16 protein-coding genes are annotated in these 17427 nt (G+C 46.6%); 13 read left to right on the top strand and 3 right to left on the bottom strand.

What is annotated here, in order from left to right; all coding sequences use genetic code 11:
• Nucleotides 1–292: 292 nt before the first annotated feature.
• The 6 genes from hemW to RLO19_RS12605 all read left to right on the top strand — a co-directional run bounded on the left by hemW (nt 293) and on the right by RLO19_RS12605 (nt 7806).
• Complete coding sequence (gene hemW, locus RLO19_RS12630) at nt 293–1516, top strand: radical SAM family heme chaperone HemW (RefSeq protein WP_446356841.1); 1224 nt, start codon at nt 293–295, stop codon at nt 1514–1516.
• 61 nt (nt 1517–1577) lie between these two features.
• Nucleotides 1578–2225 (top strand): TIGR02921 family PEP-CTERM protein, encoded by a 648-nt coding sequence (locus RLO19_RS12625; RefSeq protein ID WP_446356899.1) that lies wholly within the window; start codon nt 1578–1580, stop codon nt 2223–2225.
• 161 nt (nt 2226–2386) lie between these two features.
• Nucleotides 2387–2782 carry a hypothetical protein gene (locus tag RLO19_RS12620; RefSeq protein WP_446356897.1) on the top strand — a complete coding sequence of 132 codons (396 nt, stop codon included), beginning with the start codon at nt 2387–2389 and terminating at the stop codon, nt 2780–2782.
• A 103-nt stretch (nt 2783–2885) separates the two neighbouring features.
• Entirely contained in the window at nt 2886–3842 is a 957-nt protein-coding gene (locus RLO19_RS12615) for a fused MFS/spermidine synthase (RefSeq protein ID WP_446356839.1), read from the top strand.
• A 352-nt stretch (nt 3843–4194) separates the two neighbouring features.
• Nucleotides 4195–6447 (top strand): CBS domain-containing protein, encoded by a 2253-nt coding sequence (locus RLO19_RS12610; RefSeq protein WP_446356837.1) that lies wholly within the window; start codon nt 4195–4197, stop codon nt 6445–6447.
• A gap of 156 nt (nt 6448–6603) precedes the next feature.
• Nucleotides 6604–7806, top strand: coding sequence for an HhoA/HhoB/HtrA family serine endopeptidase (locus tag RLO19_RS12605; protein WP_446356835.1), 1203 nt, complete (start codon nt 6604–6606; stop codon nt 7804–7806).
• A 92-nt stretch (nt 7807–7898) separates the two neighbouring features.
• Here RLO19_RS12605 and RLO19_RS12600 read toward each other — a convergent pair whose 3' ends face one another.
• The gene (locus tag RLO19_RS12600; RefSeq protein WP_446356833.1) at nt 7899–8474 is read right to left on the bottom strand and encodes a hypothetical protein; all 576 of its coding nucleotides are present in this window, start codon (nt 8472–8474) and stop codon (nt 7899–7901) included.
• Nucleotides 8475–8676: 202 nt separating this feature from the next.
• Here RLO19_RS12600 and RLO19_RS12595 point away from each other — a divergent pair, with 202 nt between their 5' ends.
• The 3 genes from RLO19_RS12595 to atpC all read left to right on the top strand — a co-directional run bounded on the left by RLO19_RS12595 (nt 8677) and on the right by atpC (nt 11971).
• A complete protein-coding gene (locus tag RLO19_RS12595; protein ID WP_446356832.1) occupies nt 8677–9705 on the top strand; it encodes a choice-of-anchor L domain-containing protein in 1029 nt (342 codons plus the stop codon).
• 244 nt (nt 9706–9949) lie between these two features.
• Nucleotides 9950–11398: a F0F1 ATP synthase subunit beta gene (gene atpD, locus RLO19_RS12590; RefSeq protein ID WP_446356831.1), complete on the top strand. Its 1449-nt coding sequence runs from the start codon at nt 9950–9952 to the stop codon at nt 11396–11398.
• Nucleotides 11399–11560: 162 nt separating this feature from the next.
• Nucleotides 11561–11971: an ATP synthase F1 subunit epsilon gene (atpC, locus tag RLO19_RS12585; protein ID WP_446356829.1), complete on the top strand. Its 411-nt coding sequence runs from the start codon at nt 11561–11563 to the stop codon at nt 11969–11971.
• Nucleotides 11972–12134: 163 nt separating this feature from the next.
• Here the strand turns inward: atpC and RLO19_RS12580 are convergent, their stop codons facing one another.
• Nucleotides 12135–12434: a 30S ribosomal protein PSRP-3 gene (locus tag RLO19_RS12580; RefSeq protein ID WP_446338302.1), complete on the bottom strand. Its 300-nt coding sequence runs from the start codon at nt 12432–12434 to the stop codon at nt 12135–12137.
• 81 nt (nt 12435–12515) lie between these two features.
• Here RLO19_RS12580 and RLO19_RS12575 point away from each other — a divergent pair, with 81 nt between their 5' ends.
• The 3 genes from RLO19_RS12575 (at nt 12516) to RLO19_RS12565 (ending at nt 15362) form a co-directional block, all read left to right on the top strand.
• Complete coding sequence (locus RLO19_RS12575) at nt 12516–13331, top strand: TIGR01548 family HAD-type hydrolase (RefSeq protein ID WP_446356827.1); 816 nt, start codon at nt 12516–12518, stop codon at nt 13329–13331.
• A 425-nt stretch (nt 13332–13756) separates the two neighbouring features.
• Nucleotides 13757–13912 (top strand): hypothetical protein, encoded by a 156-nt coding sequence (locus tag RLO19_RS12570; RefSeq protein WP_006103253.1) that lies wholly within the window; start codon nt 13757–13759, stop codon nt 13910–13912.
• 256 nt (nt 13913–14168) lie between these two features.
• Nucleotides 14169–15362 (top strand): D-Ala-D-Ala carboxypeptidase family metallohydrolase, encoded by a 1194-nt coding sequence (locus RLO19_RS12565; protein WP_446356825.1) that lies wholly within the window; start codon nt 14169–14171, stop codon nt 15360–15362.
• A gap of 218 nt (nt 15363–15580) precedes the next feature.
• Here the strand turns inward: RLO19_RS12565 and RLO19_RS12560 are convergent, their stop codons facing one another.
• On the bottom strand, nt 15581–16186 hold the full coding sequence (locus RLO19_RS12560; RefSeq protein ID WP_446356823.1) for a DUF1802 family protein: 606 nt from the start codon (nt 16184–16186) through the stop codon (nt 15581–15583).
• A gap of 68 nt (nt 16187–16254) precedes the next feature.
• Here RLO19_RS12560 and RLO19_RS12555 point away from each other — a divergent pair, with 68 nt between their 5' ends.
• A complete protein-coding gene (locus tag RLO19_RS12555) occupies nt 16255–17154 on the top strand; it encodes a sugar phosphate nucleotidyltransferase (RefSeq protein ID WP_446356821.1) in 900 nt (299 codons plus the stop codon).
• The last annotated feature ends 273 nt before the right edge of the window (nt 17155–17427 follow it).

The following is a 17427-nucleotide window of genomic DNA, read 5'->3' as shown; positions in this document are numbered from 1 at the left end:
TACATAACGTAATAGAGTTGAGTTTATTTCTACCCACCTACTTAGCCCTGCTTTAGTTGATGGCTCAAGAATTGTGCTAAAACTATCTTGAAATAACAACTTATTCGTCATACTCGCTCATCCAGAAGTCGGCTACGTCATTTGTCAGGGCTTAAGGTGTATTTACAGAACGTGATAGAGTTGGGTTGATTTCCATTGACCTACTGACTTGTTAATCAAACTTTAAGAATTGCTCCCCGAATTCCGGAAGAATGTGTTAAATTTTTCAAACAAATCTGAGAAAGTCATAGAGATGGGAATTCCTCGTTCTGTCTACATCCATATTCCCTTCTGCCGCCGTCGCTGCTACTACTGTGACTTTCCTGTATCCGTAGTCGGCGATAAAGCCACGGGTAGCACGTCCGGCACGATTGAGGAATATGTTGAGGTATTGACTCAAGAAATCCAAACAACACCAGCCTCGACTGGTTCTCTATCAACCATTTTCTTTGGCGGTGGCACCCCCTCTCTGTTATCGACTCAACAGTTAAGCCGCATTCTGGATACCTTAGCACAGCAGTTTGGCATAGCTACCGATGCGGAGATTTCCTTGGAAATGGACCCAGGCACATTCGACCTGTCCCAGATCAAAGGATACCGGGATGCTGGCGTGAATCGAGTTAGCTTAGGAGTTCAAGCCTTTCAAGATGAACTATTGAGCATTTGTGGGCGATCGCACCAGCTTAATCATATCTTTACCGCTGTCGAGTTGCTCCGCCAAGTAGAGGTTCCCGACTGGAGTTTAGATTTGATTTCTGGATTGCCCACTCAAACCTTAGAACAGTGGCAGGAATCCTTGACAGCCGCCATTCAGCTTACCCCTACCCATATCTCATGCTATGACCTGACGATAGAACCCGTCACCGCCTTTGGACGACAGTACAGCCCTGGCATTTCTCCCTTACCGACTGACGAGACAACCGCTCAAATGTACCGCCTTGCCCAGACGCTCCTCACTGATGCCGGGTATGAACATTATGAGATATCCAACTATGCTTTACCCACTCACCAATGCCGACATAATCGGGTGTATTGGGAAAACCATCCTTTTTATGGGTTTGGTATGGGGGCTGCTAGTTATGTTCAGGGGCGGCGGTTTACTCGCCCCCGCACTCGGCGAGAGTATTATACTTGGGTGCAACAGTTCATTGAAGCGAATGGGATCTGGGAAAGTCCAGAACTCTCGGACGTGGATATTTTGTTAGAAACTCTGATGCTAGGACTACGCTTGGCAGAAGGTGTGAGTCTATCTACGCTGGTGCAGCAGTTTGGCGAGAAGACTCTCGAACAGATTGGGACAACTTTGCAGCCCTACTACCAGCAAGGTTGGGTAGACGTTGTAGAACGAGATGGAAAAGCCTGGGATTGGCACAATGCCCAGAAACTACCGATGAATGGGCGGCTGAGATTAAGTGATCCAGACGGGTTTTTGTTTTCTAATCAGATTCTGGCTGATTTGTTTAGTCGCTGTAGTTGAGTGGTTTTCCTTTGGTCTGAAAGAGCATACTTGAGCCAACAAGCTCACTCCTCAAGCTTAAATTTCCGATAGACCAAAGGCAGTACAACGCGCCTTGCAATCCACGGCAATTGTAGACGAGGCAAAGGCAGGTGTCTTGAATATTAACCAGAAAAAGGTATGGCTGCGATCGCAACAAGTCAGCGTTACCGAACACGGGGATTGGGCGGATGTGGAACTCTACGAGGTGTATGAAAACCGAACCAATGATGTAGAGGAAATACTCTACTACTTTTCTTTACCCGAAAGCGCCACAATTACAGGTTTGTGGCTGGGGGACACCGATAAGCGATCGCAAAGTTTCCCTTTTAAAGTTTCACCACGGGGGGCGGCGCAAAAAGTTTACAATTCTCAGGTGAGGCGATCGCGACCCGTTGATCCAGCGTTACTCGAACAGGTGGGACCCCGCCTTTATCGCCTCAGAGCCTTCCCAGTTCCGCCCAAATTGTCATTTCGGGAACAAAGAAATTCAACCGAACGACCCACGCAAATGCATCTGTGGTTAACTTATAACGTGATGCGACAAGCACAGGGATGGCCGCTGCCTCGATTAGCACAGAAACGGAATATCTTCTGGACAAAGGACACCCAACGCTTGGGAAATGGAGACGCGATCGCGCTGATCCTATTCCTCAAACGTCGGCAAGGATTGAATCAGAGGGCATCGTAAAGGTTCAACATCAATCACTTGATAGGTGGCGGCAAATTTCCTCTCTCCACCTAGAAATCCGGAGTCATTGGCGATATGGGCGTATCCAGTATATAGTTTTAGCGATCAGCTTACCTTCATGGGGATATACCAGGAAGCTGAGACCCAAATTCGTGACGCAGATGGATCAAGATGAAATTAAACGATTAGGGGCTTCCCTCAGACAGATCGATCCAGGGATATTAAGCCCAGCGAAAGAGGGAATTACCAAAGTTTGGTATCAAGGAGGTGAGCCTTATTTCGACGTAGTGGTTGAACTTCGCCACGACCAAATTGAGTGGTTTCAATTTACCTTGCGGGGTAAATCCATCTCCTGGAGACCGAGGTTTTCGGGTTTACAAACGGGAAGTACTAATGAATTAGAAGCTGATGATCTGACGTTTCATCCAGCCAGTAAATTGATTGAGTATAACAACCAACGAGATCATAAGTTTATCGAAGTAGCTCGCGCCATTTTACAAACTCGCGCTCATGAACCTCTATTTAAGCAAATTCTCACCTTGTTCGATTCAGCTTAGATCATCGGCTACGATGTCAAACTGGGATGTTCCCGTTACCTGTTGTCTGTTGGCTATTTCTGCAATAATGACGATCGGTGTAACTTAGGAAGGAGGGGGCTATATGGCTGGCAGTCATGTTAGTGCTGATTTGTGGATAAGCGAGTACATCACACCTTGGGATATGTATGTTCATGGGATTACCAAGGTTTTGGCTTACAAAAAAACCGCCTATCAGGAGATGTATATTGTTGAAACAGGAGCTTATGGCAAAGGCTTAGTTTTAGACGGCAAATGGCAGTCCTGTACGGGCGATGAGTTTATTTACCATGAATCCTTGGTTCAGCCTGTGATGATCACTCACCCTAATCCACGCCATGTTCTTGTCTTGGGAGGGGGTGAAGGAGCAACGGTGCGCGAAATCCTGCGCTGGAAAACAGTTGAGCGGGTGATGATGGTGGATATTGATGGTGAGGTTGTGGATGCTTGCCGACAACACCTGCCGGAAATGCACCAAAATGCCTTTGATGATCCTCGGACTCAATTGGTGATTGGCGATGCTCTAGAGGTGTTAGACAACATGGAGCAACAGTGGGATATTATCATATCCGATCTGTCTGATCCGATTGAAGAAGGACCATCCTATAAACTTTTTACCAAAGAGTTTTTTGAGAAAGTCCAGCGAGTTTTAACACCTGATGGGTTTTTAGTCCTACAAGCCGGACCAGTTGGACCTGTCTCCGTCAAAGCCCATGGTCGTCTAGTGCACACCCTAAACACCGTTTTTCCCAATGTACATTCCTATTGTTGCTACACCCCCACCTACGGTGAGCCATGGGGATTTGTGATCGCCTCTCTCCAAGCCATTGATACTCAACCCCTACCTGCCACTGTTGACCAACGTCTGCAAGAAAACACAACCGGGGGCTTGCGCCTAATCGACGGCGTAGGGTTATTAGGAGTGTTACAAACCCCTGTCTATATCCGTCAGGCGATCGCTTCTGCCACTCAGGTATACACCTTAAATGAACCACCGAAATTCTTTGGCAAGGGAACATTGGGTCAATCGTCTCAATCTTGATTGATCCAATATCTGTTGAGAATCCCTGGTATTTATACCAGGGAGAGTTCAGTGTGAATGTAATGATTTATTACAACCTTAAAAAAAACAGGCAGAAACAGGTCAAGCCACAGCGTAAAATTGCCTATAAAACCGAGTGATTGAAGTTCTACAGATTTCCAGCGTGCAACTCTCATATTTCTATAGTTCCCAATTTAAGCTCCTCCTTGGCAGGCGAATAGCTGCCATAGCTATAAAACAGCATCTACCATAACCAAATCAAATTGTCAAGCTCTGTCTAATCCTTAGTGTTCACTTCCCATCCCCGTAACTCTATCCAGCTACGCCAATCATCACCCCAGAGACATTGCTCATGCAGCCGAGTGGTCTGCCTTTTCATTCCTTAGCGCTAGAACCAGCAATTGATGCTCATTTTTTGACCGTCACACCAGATACCCCTCTGGGGGATGTCTTGGCGCTCATGAGTCGATTTCGCAGTTGCCGGTTACCCACCCAGGCGTTAGCAACTGACATTAGTCAAAGCCTAGGAAATCTGCCAAAAATTTCATGTTTATCTCAGGAAGAAGATACAGCTTTTGGTATCGCTGATACGGCGGCGGGTTGTGTATTGGTGATGGAGGGAGGGCGACTGGTGGGAATATTCACTGAGCGCGATATCGTTAAGTTAGCCGCTGCGGGTCTTCCCTTAAGCCGAGTCAATATTGCCCAAACCATGACTCAACCCGCGATTATGCTGCAACCGTCACCGTCTCACGATATCTTTACCGCATTGGGACTCTTACGCCAGCATCGGATTCGTCACCTGCCGATTGTCAATGAGCAAGGGCAACCTATCGGAATTGTGACTCATGAGAGTATTCGCAAAGCGCTGCAACCGGTGAATCTACTGACGCGATTACGCTGTGTGCAAGATGTCATGACCACAGCGGTGATTCATGTACCCGTGACCACATCGGTGCTACAGTTAGCACAGCTAATGACAAAGCATCAGGTTAGTTGCGTGGTGATTACTCAACTCAGAGTTCCAGAAATTCAGTATCAGGAACAAGCCACCCTCAGCCAAACCGGACGTTCTGCTCCTTTGACTCAAGTTTGTCCATGCCCAATGCTTCATTCTCAGTCCCTAATTCCTGTGGGAATTGTCACTGAACGCGATATTGTCCAGTTTCAGGCACTAGAACTGGATTTATCGCGCCTGAAGGCTCAAGAAGTGATGAGTACGCCGCTATTTTGTCTGTGTCCCTCGGATTCCTTGTGGCTAGCCCACGAAAAAATGCAGCAGCATCGGGTGCGACGGTTGGTGGTTCGCTCAAATCAGGGAGAATTAGTGGGAATCGTTTCCCAAACCAGCCTGCTGCAAGTGCTTAACCCGGTGGAAATGTATGGAGTAATCGAACTACTGCAACAGGCGGTGGAGGAAAGAACCTCTGAATTAGCCCAGACGAATGAACGACTGCGCCATGAAATTGGGGAGCGCCAGCGAGCGGAGTTAGCCCTGCAAAAGTCCCATGATCAATTGAAAATTCAAGTTGAACAGCGCACAGCACAGCTCACTCAAGCTAATGTCCAGCTTCAGCAGGATATTCTCGAACGCCAGCGGGTAGAAACAGCTCTGCGGCAAAGTGAAGCCCAATTAAAAAAACAAACCCGCGAACTCAGGCGGATGATCCAGCAACTGCATTCTTATCAAAGTCAGTTGATTCAGACTGAAAAAATGTCGTCTTTAGGACAACTGGTTGCTGGTGTGGCTCACGAAATTAATAATCCGATTAATTTTATTTACGGCAATATCGCTTACGCTTCTCAGTACGTTCAGGATGTGATGGGGCTGCTGGAACTCTATGAGCAGCACTATCCCCAGCCTGTACCCGAAATTCAAGAAACCACCCAAGACATTGACTTGGAGTTTGTCAAAACTGACCTGCCTAAACTAATAAACTCCATGAAACTAGGTGCCGATCGCATTCGCAACTTGGTGCTGTCGTTACGGAATTTCTCCCGCTTGGATCAAGCCGAGATGAAATCGGTGGATTTGCACGAGGGACTGGATAATACGTTGTTGATTCTACAAAATCAGCTCAAAGCGACACCCGGTTTGGTTGAAGTGCAATTGGTGAAGGAATACGGGGATTTACCCTTGGTGGAATGTTATCCGGGACAACTCAACCAAGTCTTTATGAATCTGCTGAGTAATGCCATTGATGCCCTTGAAGAGTTGAGACGCTTAAATGCTCAAGCCCAGTTGTCTGATGGACAATCCTCTAGTCCTTATCCCACTATTGTTATTCATACGGCGATTAAACAAGTCAGGCGTCCAAAATCTCAAGCACAATCGTCGTCAGTGAATCCATGGGTGGTGATCCGCATTGCTGATAATGGGTCTGGGATGAGTGAGGTTGTGCGTCAGCGTCTATTTGATCCGTTTTTCACCACCAAACCTGTAGGCAAAGGCACGGGTTTGGGTTTGTCGATTAGCTATCAGATTATCGTGGAAAAACATGGGGGATGTCTTCAATGTAATTCTGAACCGGGGCAAGGCAGTGAGTTTGTGATTGAAATTCCCCTGCGACAGCATCATCATTCATTGATGCTCTCTCCCCAGTAGAAAATTAGGAAGCAGGGGAAGCAGGGGAAGCAGGGGAAGCAGAAGGCACTCTTAAAAGGAAGGTTGTACAATTAAAGGCAGCAACAAGAGCGCCATTGGCGAGTTGCGATCGCGCTTGTCAACCCCTGCAAAAACTATCCCATAGTTTTCAAGACCATGAGTTTATCTTTAAAGCAGCTAACCGTTTATCTGACCTTGCTAGGCTTAGGCGGTGGAGCAGGGGTTTTGGGCAGTCGCTACCTCATAGCTCAGCCTCAAGGAGTCAATCCTCCAGAAGCGATGCCTGCGGTATTGGAACCATTAGCCCCAACTCGACGCACTAATCGTTCGGCTCCTGCCAATCTCAATTTTATTGCCCAAGCCGTCGAGCAAGTCGGACCTGCGGTGGTGAGAATTGATGCGGCGCGTCAGGTCAGCCAAGACGTTCCCGAAGCCTTTAGCAATCCCTTCTTCCGCCGCTTTTTTGGCAATGAGATGCCTGTTCCTGAACCTCGCGTAGAACGGGGAACGGGATCGGGTTTTATTCTGGAGTCGGATGGGCGAATTATTACCAATGCTCATGTTATCGACGGGGCGGATATCGTCAAGGTTACGCTCAAGGATGGGCGGACCTTAGAGGGTCGGGTGTTGGGTGCAGACCCGGTGACCGATGTGGCGATTATTAAAATTGAGGCAGAGAATTTGCCAACCGTCCGCTTGGGTAAAGCCGAACAGTTGATTCCCGGCGAGTGGGCAATTGCGATCGGTAATCCTCTGGGTTTAGATAATACCGTAACCGTAGGCATTATTAGCGCTTTGGGGCGATCGAGTTCTCAGGTTGGTGTTCCGGAAAAACGAGTTAGCTTTATCCAAACTGATGCCGCAATTAATCCAGGGAATTCTGGAGGACCGCTATTAAATGCCAGTGGTGAAGTTATTGGCATTAATACTGCCATTCGCGCCAATGCTCAAGGATTGGGCTTTGCCATTCCCATTGAAACCGCTCAACGCATTGCTGAACAGCTTTTTGAAAAAGGTCGGGTTGACCATCCTTATCTGGGAATTCAGATGGTAACATTAACCCCCGAGCTACGCAAAGAAATTAATCAGGATCAAGATGCAGGTTTAAAGGTGACTCAAGATCAAGGCGTCTTAATCGTCCGCGTCGTTCCCAGTTCCCCAGCTCAACAAGCGGGTCTTGAACCGGGCGATATTATTCAAAAAGTTGGTGGAAAACCGATTAAAACGGCTTCGGATGTACAAGAGGAAGTAGAAGCGAGTGAGGTGGGGGCGAATCTCGATATTGAAGTGAATCGTCAGGGGAAAACGAAAATGATCGTCGTTAAACCTGGATCATTTCCGGTGAATGAGTTACAATAGAAAACTCCTTGATTCTTATTGGAGGCGCCTAAGGCAGCGTCAGCCATTCTATTACCCATCAACTCTGGCGTTGATGGCTATAATGGTACAGATTATCGATCCGAAAAAGGCTGATCCTGCACGAGTTGCACCACAAACTCAGCCGCCGTTATATAACGTCGCCATTCTCCCCCATTTCTAACTCGCAGCACCCTCCACCCTAGACAATTATCTGGCTTTTCCCATAACTTTAGATGCTCTACGGCGGGGTCAGCATAAAAACGACTCTCGCCACTCCCCAATAAGGCGGAACTCCAGTGGGTAAAATAATCGTGACTCAGCCGATAAATGGGAAAGGTTCCATAGAGTGGCACACCCCACCCATCCAACGCCACCAAAGCTTTCACGGTTCCCCCAAGCATCTGCCATCCCCATGCTGCACCAATCGCCCCCACCACTCCGGCACTAAAACTGATAAAAGTAAGGGAGGTGTTCCCTGGGGTAATATGACGCTGCAAATAGTTCAAAATATGAATAGCTGAATAAGCCGGATACTCTTGGCTATTAAATATTAATAATTGCTGAACACGCCATGCATTTCCAGAGTCACAGCGTTGCAATCCCGCTAAAAACTCTTGTGTTAACTGTGGATTGTGAATACCGGGACAAATGATAACGGCTTTTTGCATCAGAAGGGAATTTTGCTCAGTGTTAGAGCCGATCAATCAATTACTTGTATTACAGAGTAAAATGGAGAATACAAGAAAATTATTTTAATCCCTATTTTTAACAAAAGTTTACATTAATGTGTTATTTCTGTGAAGACAAGCCGAAGAGCTTGAAATCCGTGAGAACACTATGCGACTATTTTCCTTTAAGGAGGGAAAAACAATGGGGCTTCTACCAATCAAGACAACAACGACCACTATTGCAACAACCGCTCTTCTGAGCTTGTGGGGACTGCCAACAATGGCATTTACAATCACACCCAATAGCAACGCCCAAGATTTACTTAATGCTTTGCTAGGGGATACAACTGGACTGAGTAATTTCGGTTTGACGGTTTACGATGATCTAGGGAGAGTGAATGATCAAGCCTTTGGTCTTTTCAGCGACGATCCCTTTGGTTTGGGTGAGGGCATCGTTTTGAGTACGGGTAAAGTCATAGACTTACCCGGACAAAACACGGAAGATGGAGGAAGAGTTGCTAACTATCAAAATCCTCAGGCGGACTTAAGCACAGACTTTGCTCCGCAAGGACCGATGGCTGAGACAGGATATGCTGGATATGAGGGAGACTCAATCACACTTGAATTGAGCTTTGATGCTGATAGCACAGTAGATAAGGTATTCTTTAAATACGTCTTTGGCTCGGAAGAATTTGTCGAGTTTGGCGGGACACAATTCAACGACTCGTTTAAAATGTTGCTGAATGGGGAGTCCTTGGCTCTGTTAAGCGATGATAAGGCTGTCACAATAAACAACTTAGTTCCTGAACCCAACGACGAGACCTCGTATCATCCTGACTTTATTTATAATCCTGTAGGGTCTGGTATCAATACGAAGCTGGATGGGTTTACCAAAAATTTGACCTTTGAGGGTCAGCTCATAAAAAATAGCAGAAATACGATCAAGATTAATGCAGCCGATTGGGGTGATGGCATATTAGACTCGGCTGTCTTCATCAAAGGTAAGTCTTTTGGGACAAAACCGCCACAAATAAAACCTCAACCCACTCAAGAGCCGCCTAATGAACCTCAATTTCCCTCAGATAACCCTGGAACTTCATTTCCCCCGGATGAGCCGGAACCCAAGAGTGTGCCAGAACCATCGGGGGTACTCGGATTGCTGGGAGTGGCAACCGTAGGCTTTCTGACACGGCTTAGACGCAAACAGCAAGCTCAATCCCAGGAATACTGAATGGGAGCAGCTAATCCGTTGCATACCCGATCGCCTATAAGTGGTAATCTAGAGAACGGTATTGTTAAGTGCTGAAGCTCTAAAGAAGGGTACGGGAATTTCTTGTCAACGACTCCCGCCTACTAGCCTTCGGCTCACTTGGCTAACGTTGAGGCGGGAACTCGCAAGAGCCAGCTTTGATTGAATAGCTCACGACAGATCAAGTCTCTTTGTAAAGAAACATCAATAACTTATAGACGCAAGCATGGTAGCCACCACAGAAAAGACAAACACAGGCGTTATTACTCAAATCATCGGACCTGTTGTCGATGTTGAGTTTCCTGGCGGCAAAATGCCCCGGATTTACAATGCTTTGAAAATTGAAGGTAAGAATGCAGCAGGACAGGATGTTGCGGTAACCTGTGAAGTGCAGCAGTTACTCGGTGATAACCAAGTCCGAGCCGTTGCCATGAGTGGTACGGACGGCTTAGTTCGAGGGATGGAAGCCGTAGACACGGGTGCCGCCATTTGTGTTCCCGTCGGCGGTGCTACCCTGGGACGAATTTTCAATGTATTAGGTGAGCCTGTCGATGAATTAGGTCCGGTCAATACCGAAGAGCGATCGCCAATTCACCGTTCGGCTCCTAAATTCACCGACCTGGAAACCAAACCGTCGATTTTTGAAACGGGGATTAAGGTTGTAGACTTGCTGGCGCCCTACCGTCGCGGAGGTAAAGTTGGGTTGTTTGGTGGCGCGGGTGTTGGTAAAACCGTGATCATTCAAGAACTGATCAACAATATTGCCAAAGCTCACGGTGGTGTCTCAGTTTTTGGTGGTGTGGGCGAACGCACCCGCGAAGGAAATGACCTTTACAATGAATTTAAAGAGTCAAAGGTTATCAACGAAGAAGACCTCAGCCAATCCAAAGTAGCGCTGGTCTACGGTCAGATGAACGAACCCCCCGGTGCCCGGATGCGTGTCGGTCTAGCGGCGCTGACGATGGCGGAACATTTCCGTGATGTCAACAAGCAAGACGTGCTACTGTTCATCGACAATATCTTCCGGTTTGTGCAAGCGGGTTCAGAAGTATCCGCCCTCCTCGGTCGGATGCCTTCGGCTGTGGGATATCAGCCCACATTGGCTACAGAAATGGGTGAACTGCAAGAGCGGATTACTTCAACCAAAGAAGGATCAATTACCTCGATTCAAGCGGTCTATGTCCCAGCCGACGACTTAACCGACCCAGCACCAGCAACCACCTTCGCTCACCTAGATGCGACAACGGTATTATCTCGTGCTTTAGCATCTAAGGGAATCTACCCAGCCGTAGACCCCCTTGATTCAACGTCAACGATGCTCCAACCCAATATTGTGGGTGAAGAGCATTACCAAACGGCGCGTGCTGTCCAGTCAACCCTACAGCGCTACAAGGAACTCCAGGATATTATTGCGATTCTGGGTTTAGATGAATTGTCGGAAGATGATCGTCTCACAGTTGCTCGGGCGCGGAAGATTGAGCGCTTCTTATCTCAGCCCTTCTTTGTGGCAGAAGTATTTACCGGTTTGGCCGGTCAGTACGTTTCTCTTGAAAAAACGATTAAGGGATTCCAAATGATTCTGAATGGAGAATTGGATGACCTGCCCGAACAGGCATTCTACCTGGTCGGTGATATTGATCAAGTGATCGCTAAAGCTGAGAAGATGAAAGGTTAATCTCTTCTTTCGTTTTGAGTCATTAGTCATGTTTGCTCCTCCAAGCTGCTGACTAATGACTAATGACCGGAAATTTGGGTTCAGGCTCCCCGTCCTTCAAGGACGGATGTCAAGTAGCTTGATTAACGCAGCGCGAGTATGACAAAGGACGACTAACAGATTATGAGCTTAACGGTTCGAGTTATTGCTCCGGACAAAACTGTCTGGGATTCTGAGGCTGAAGAAGTAATTTTGCCCAGCACGACGGGTCAACTGGGTATCTTGATGGGTCACGCCCCGCTGTTATCTGCACTGGACATTGGGGTGATGCGAGTTCGTCCAGGCAAAGAGTGGATACCCATCGCACTTATGGGTGGATTTGCCGAAGTTGAAAATAATGAAGTAACTATTCTCGTCAATGGGGCGGAACGGGGAGAGACGATTGATAAGGAAGCAGCACGGGAAGCTTTCTCTCAAGCCCAAGAGCGTCTTGAGCAAGTCCAAAACAGCGAGAATCGGCAAGAGAAAATTCAAGCCACGCAAGCTTTAAAGAGGGCAAGAGCTCGCTTTCAAGCGGCGGGTGGTATGGTTTGATGCTATGTAGAGACGTAGCATGCTACGTCTCTACAATTAGTCAGTGTAATCGAAATCGATGCCGGAATTTCTCAACAACTGTAACACAAGCGACAAAATTATCCCTGTTGTAGAGACGTTCCGCCGGAACGTCTCTACTCACGCTTATGGCTGAACCGACGCTCTAGGCGCTGCCTGTAAAGGTGATTTCGGGGAATTTTGCCTGAGCTTCATTCATGGGACGATTTTTACCTTCTTCTTGCCAGTAGTTAATTACTTCAGTGGCTGTGTTGAGCAACTCAATGCGATCTGCTTCGCTAATCCAATGTTTAGCTTCCAGTTCGTTTTTGATTTGTTCCCAAGCATCGTTACGGGGCCAGAAAAAGTAGGATGTCAGTGGGCTAGTTCCTTTACCCACGACTTGATCGACGGCGAGTGCTACATTCTCTTCTAACCAGAGAACTTTTAAGATAAATTTAGACAAACAAACCTCCAAGAATAGATCAAGAATAGATCAAGAATAGATCAAGTATCTTATAATTAATGTACGATCAATAATTTCACATTGACAAATTTAGAATCAAGGATAAAATCAGGGTCTGGACGAGCGATTGTGGTTTTCGATATCGATGGTGTCGTTCGGGATGTGAGTGGATCTTACCGGAGAGCGATCGCAGATACAGTTGAGCATTTTACCGCCGGAGTGTATCGCCCGTCTTCAGCCGAGATTGATCACCTCAAATCCGAAGGGTTATGGAACAACGATTGGGATGCCTCACGAGAACTCATCTATCGCCACTTTGAGCAGCGAGGTCAGGCGCGATCGCAGGTTACCCTAGATTATGATAGCCTGATTGCCTTTTTTAATGCTCGCTACCGAGGCAGTGATCCAAATCATTGGACAGGATACATCTGTCATGAACCATTACTCCTCCAACCCAACTATCTTGAACATCTAACCTCAGCCGGTATTTTATGGGGCTTTTTCAGTGGAGCGACGCGAAATGAAGCACTTTATGCTCTTTCAAAACGTCTCGGTTTGCCAGCCCCCGTACTCGTGGCGATGGAAGATGCACCTGGTAAACCTGATCCGACAGGACTATTGGCGGTAATTAACCAGCTTCAGCAGCAGCACCAGATTGAGCAACCATTACCCACCATTTATGTAGGAGATACCGTGGCTGATATGTACACGGTTAAGGCAGCTAAAACTCTTCATCCAGAAAGAACTTGGGTTGGTGTTGGTGTTCTCCCGCCACACGTTCAGGAAACAACCGAACGCCTTTGTGCATACCAGCAAACTTTACAAAAAGCAGGTGCGGCTCAAGTTTTTAGCAATGTTGAGCAGATTACCCCTGAACAAATTCAGCAATTGCTTTAACCGCTAAGAACTCAAGGATACTGTTGGTCAATTAACTCCCTCCCCTCCCAAACCCCTCACAGAACCCTACAAGGAAAGGGGTAGGAATATAGTTATTTTCCTACCCCTTCCGTCCCCCTTTAGATCCCCCTTCCGTCCCCCTTTAGATCCCCCTATAGATCCCCCTTCCGTCCCCCTATAGATTCCCCTTCCGTCCCCCTATAGATCCCCCTTCCGTCCCCCTATAGATCCCCCTTCCGTCCCCCTTCAAAAGGGGGAGACCAGAGGATGCGGGAGCTTTTTTTGCACGGGGGAGCCAGAGGATGCGGGAGCCTTGGAGCTTTTTTATCCTCGTTTTATAGAAAATAGCAAGCTATATTAGTATTGCTACATTAGTCTTAGCGATTTAAATGCCCAAAATAGCATTGTGAATCCATATAAAAGCAATGAATTTAGACTATGATACTGCCGTGATCATGCTAGCCATCACGTTCCCTTTAGTGATGACTTGGTTGTTAGTGAGTGGCGAGTTAGAACTTTGGGCTTATTTAGGGATATATGGTATCTGTTTGTGGGGACTAGGAGCTTTAAAAAAAGAGTAGTGATAGTGTTATCGTTTTTAATCCTGCAACGAATCCACCCCTCCAGGCTATCGCCGTTCCCCCTGAGCAAGGGGAGACTACAGTTCGGTAGAATAGGGCGCAACATCATAGAGAATTGGTATAAATTTATCACCCCTTAAAAACGCTGAAACTCTGATAAAAAGAGACGTTTAACCCCAGAAGCCGTACCAAACTCGATTCGAGCAGAGTAAAATATTAGCTAGAGTAAATTGTGCCAAAAGGGCTAAACACAACTATGGACTTTCGCCTCAAGACACTCTTGCCTAACTACGAAAAAGCCTTCCTGACCTGTAACTTACAAAAAGAAAAAGAATCCGAAGTTCAGCAAATTGTCGAGCGAATGAAAGATTTGCGACAACACTACGAAACCGTTGAACAAGCGACAGGTATTCCGTGGTGGTTTGCGGCGGTTATCCACTACAGCGAGTGGAATCTCCGCGAACCGGACTTATTTGTAAAGAAAGTGACAGAACTTTTACTGGCTAAGGAGTTCCACAAAGCCCGAACGCGCACCCTCGGAGCCTATCTGTGGGGGTTTGACTTGTGGAATGGATTCAGACATGGAGCCGGAGATGAATCCGAGTGGGTTTGGGGGGGTACCACTGTTCTGAAGCATCCCTCCACCAGTATTGGCGCTGCGGCTATTATTTACTATCTCCAGTCCCAAAAAATCATTGATATCCCTAAACCGGGAACCGGCATTAAAATCAAGATCTTATCCGATACAGTATTTAAAGCGCGACCAGATCAATCATTTCGGCTCAAACCCGAAGAGAAAATCACAGTAAAAGGGGGTACTCGCCTGGAAATTATCGAGGATGAACCCTCTGATGGAGGACACGTCAAAGTCCTTTTACCGGATGGGGTTTTGTTAGGACAGAATAATCAGACTGATTGGTACGTTTTCAAAGAACATATTGAAATTCAAGGAACTGAACCGAATAACCGCCCCAGCGATAAAGCAGAAGCACCAGAAACTACAATTGCTTCACCCAATAAAGGACGTCCCATCACCGTACCAAAATTAGGAACAGTCTATCTGGGGAATCCAATTCTTGAAGGTGGACATTTTAGTTGGGCGGAAGCAACCATGAATGGTTCAAGGATTCCTGTTAATAATGAGGTGGTTGAGGGGATTTTGAGAGTGGCTCATGTGATGGAAGAAGTCAGAGAATATTTGGGCGCTCGTCCGATTAGCATCAATTCCTGGTATCGTGACCCTGTCTCAAATCGTAAAGCAGGAGGGGCAACAAAATCTAGACATTTAGTTGGTGATGCGGTGGATTTTGTGGTTCAAGGGATCTCCCCACCCCAAGTCAATCAGCGCCTAGAATCCTGGTGGGGAAGTCGGGGTGGACTCGCCAGTGCAAGCTGTTTTACTCATATTGATGTAAGAGGGTATCGCGCTCGGTGGAGCTACGGATTTTGATCCAATTTTGTCACTTGTTGATGGTTCAGTGTTGATTGAATTTAGCTGAAAAAACTCAACCCAAGCTGTCTGGGCTTGGGTTGGTTCACTTATTTATATGCCAGCCATATTATCTATTGGGGGCGGCTAGCGGTATTAAAATTTTTATCCTTATATTACCAATCTACTACATAAAAACGATAAAAATTGCATAATTTGATACATTTTTTTATTCTTGTTCACAATTTACTGGGGCTGGGTGGAGTAGAATTATCTATCGACTCCAGAATCTGACGGATTTGTGCCGTTTGCTGGCTATAGTCTGCGTCATCGACAACAGGTACAGCACCTTCTAGAGAGATGGGTTCAGCTAAATCAATCCAGGAACGACAGCCGCCGTATTCACCACGATAGGGTATCTGTTGAACCGAGGGGAGCTTGTAGGTTCGCAGTAGGAGAACATAGAGGGGTTGACGCGGCTTCCATTTAAAACGCGCACTGGCAAATTGTTCATTCCAAATGTGGTAGGGTAGCAGGGCGTCTACTGCTGCTTGAGTGCTGACTTGAAAAATATCGGTAATGTTTGCCCAACTGCTAATCTGTACTTTTTGCGGATGCGAACCCGAGGCGACAGGTGTTACCTGAGAGGTATAGTCGGGTTTGAGTAAATGAGGCTGTTGATGTTCGTAGGTAGGATAAAGTAAAACCGGATTGTAAGTGACTTGGAAGCGATTGTTTTCTTCCCGAATGCCGCCTTTACGAAGTAACATAATAGTCTTGCCCTGTTCTAAGGCATTAACGGCAACAGCCCATTCTTTGAGTGTGGTTGTGGTTGTCAATGGCATCGTCAACGATTAAAACTAATTTTTTACATAGATTGTCTGATCTTGATTCATAATTCATACTTTAGATCATGTCCAGCCAGATTGTTCGTAAAGCCGTAATTCCCGCCGCCGGATTTGGCACTCGTCTATTTCCAGCCACAAAGGTTGTGAAAAAAGAACTGTTTCCTATTATCGATCGCGATGGACGAACTAAGCCAGTGATTTTGGCGATTGTGGAGGAAGCAAGGCGTGGCGGTATCGAAGAAATCGGGATTGTGGTGCAACCGAGCGATCGCGCCATTTTTGAGGCGTTCTTTAAAACTCCTCCTAAACAAGAACTCTGGGACAAACTCTCTGATGAAAATCAGGAGTATTGTCAGTATTTGCAAGAGTTGGGAGAGCGTATTACTATTTTGACCCAAGCGGAGCAAGAAGGCTACGGTCATGCGGTATTCTGTGCCAAAGATTGGGTGAATCAAGAGCCTTTTTTACTGTTACTCGGCGATCATCTGTATGTCTCGGATACAGAGATTCCTTGTACTCGTCAGGTGCTAGAGATTTATGAAAAAATGGGTCAAAGTGTAATTGGTTTGACAGAAATGTCTGCCGAGATTATTCATAAAGCGGGTTGTGTGGCGGGAGTTTGGCAGGAGGTTAATTCAGTTTTAGCGGTGACACAAGTCTGTGAAAAACCCGATCTGGATTACGCGCGATCGCATCTGCGTGTGGAAGGGATGGCGGAGGATAAGTTTTTGGGGATTTTTGGCATGTATGTACTCAAGCCGAAACTCTTTGATATTCTCGCTGATAGTATTAACCAGAATCGGCGCTATAAGGGTGAATTTCAGTTAACCACTTGTTTGGATACCTTACGCCAATACGAGGAATTGATCGGATATTGGGTCAAAGGGCGATATTTTGATACCGGAATGCCAGAATTTTATCGAGAAACCCTGATTAATTTTGGTCAGGATTATCACTGTTCGTAGTTTGTAGTAAGGGATGCGATCCCTTCATTCTTTATTAACCTAATTTTAAGGCACTTTAGTGCCTACTACAAACAGTGCGATCGCATAACCCAAGCAAGCACGAATATCCTCAATTTCCAAGTCTTGATAGTAGCATGTTGATACAAAGGGCGCATCGACATGCGCCCCTACAGCGAATGCGTGCAGGTACAATAAACAATAGAAAAGTTCCCCTTCTTTTACCCCCCTTTCTTCCCCCCCTTATCTTCCCCCCCTTTCTTCCCCCCCTTTCTT

The sequence above is a fragment of the Coleofasciculus sp. G2-EDA-02 genome (genome assembly GCF_040226375.1).
GTDB lineage: Bacteria > Cyanobacteriota > Cyanobacteriia > Cyanobacteriales > Coleofasciculaceae > Coleofasciculus.
The sequence above is the reverse complement of the archived record's forward strand: the minus strand, read 5'-3'. Positions and strand labels throughout refer to the sequence as shown.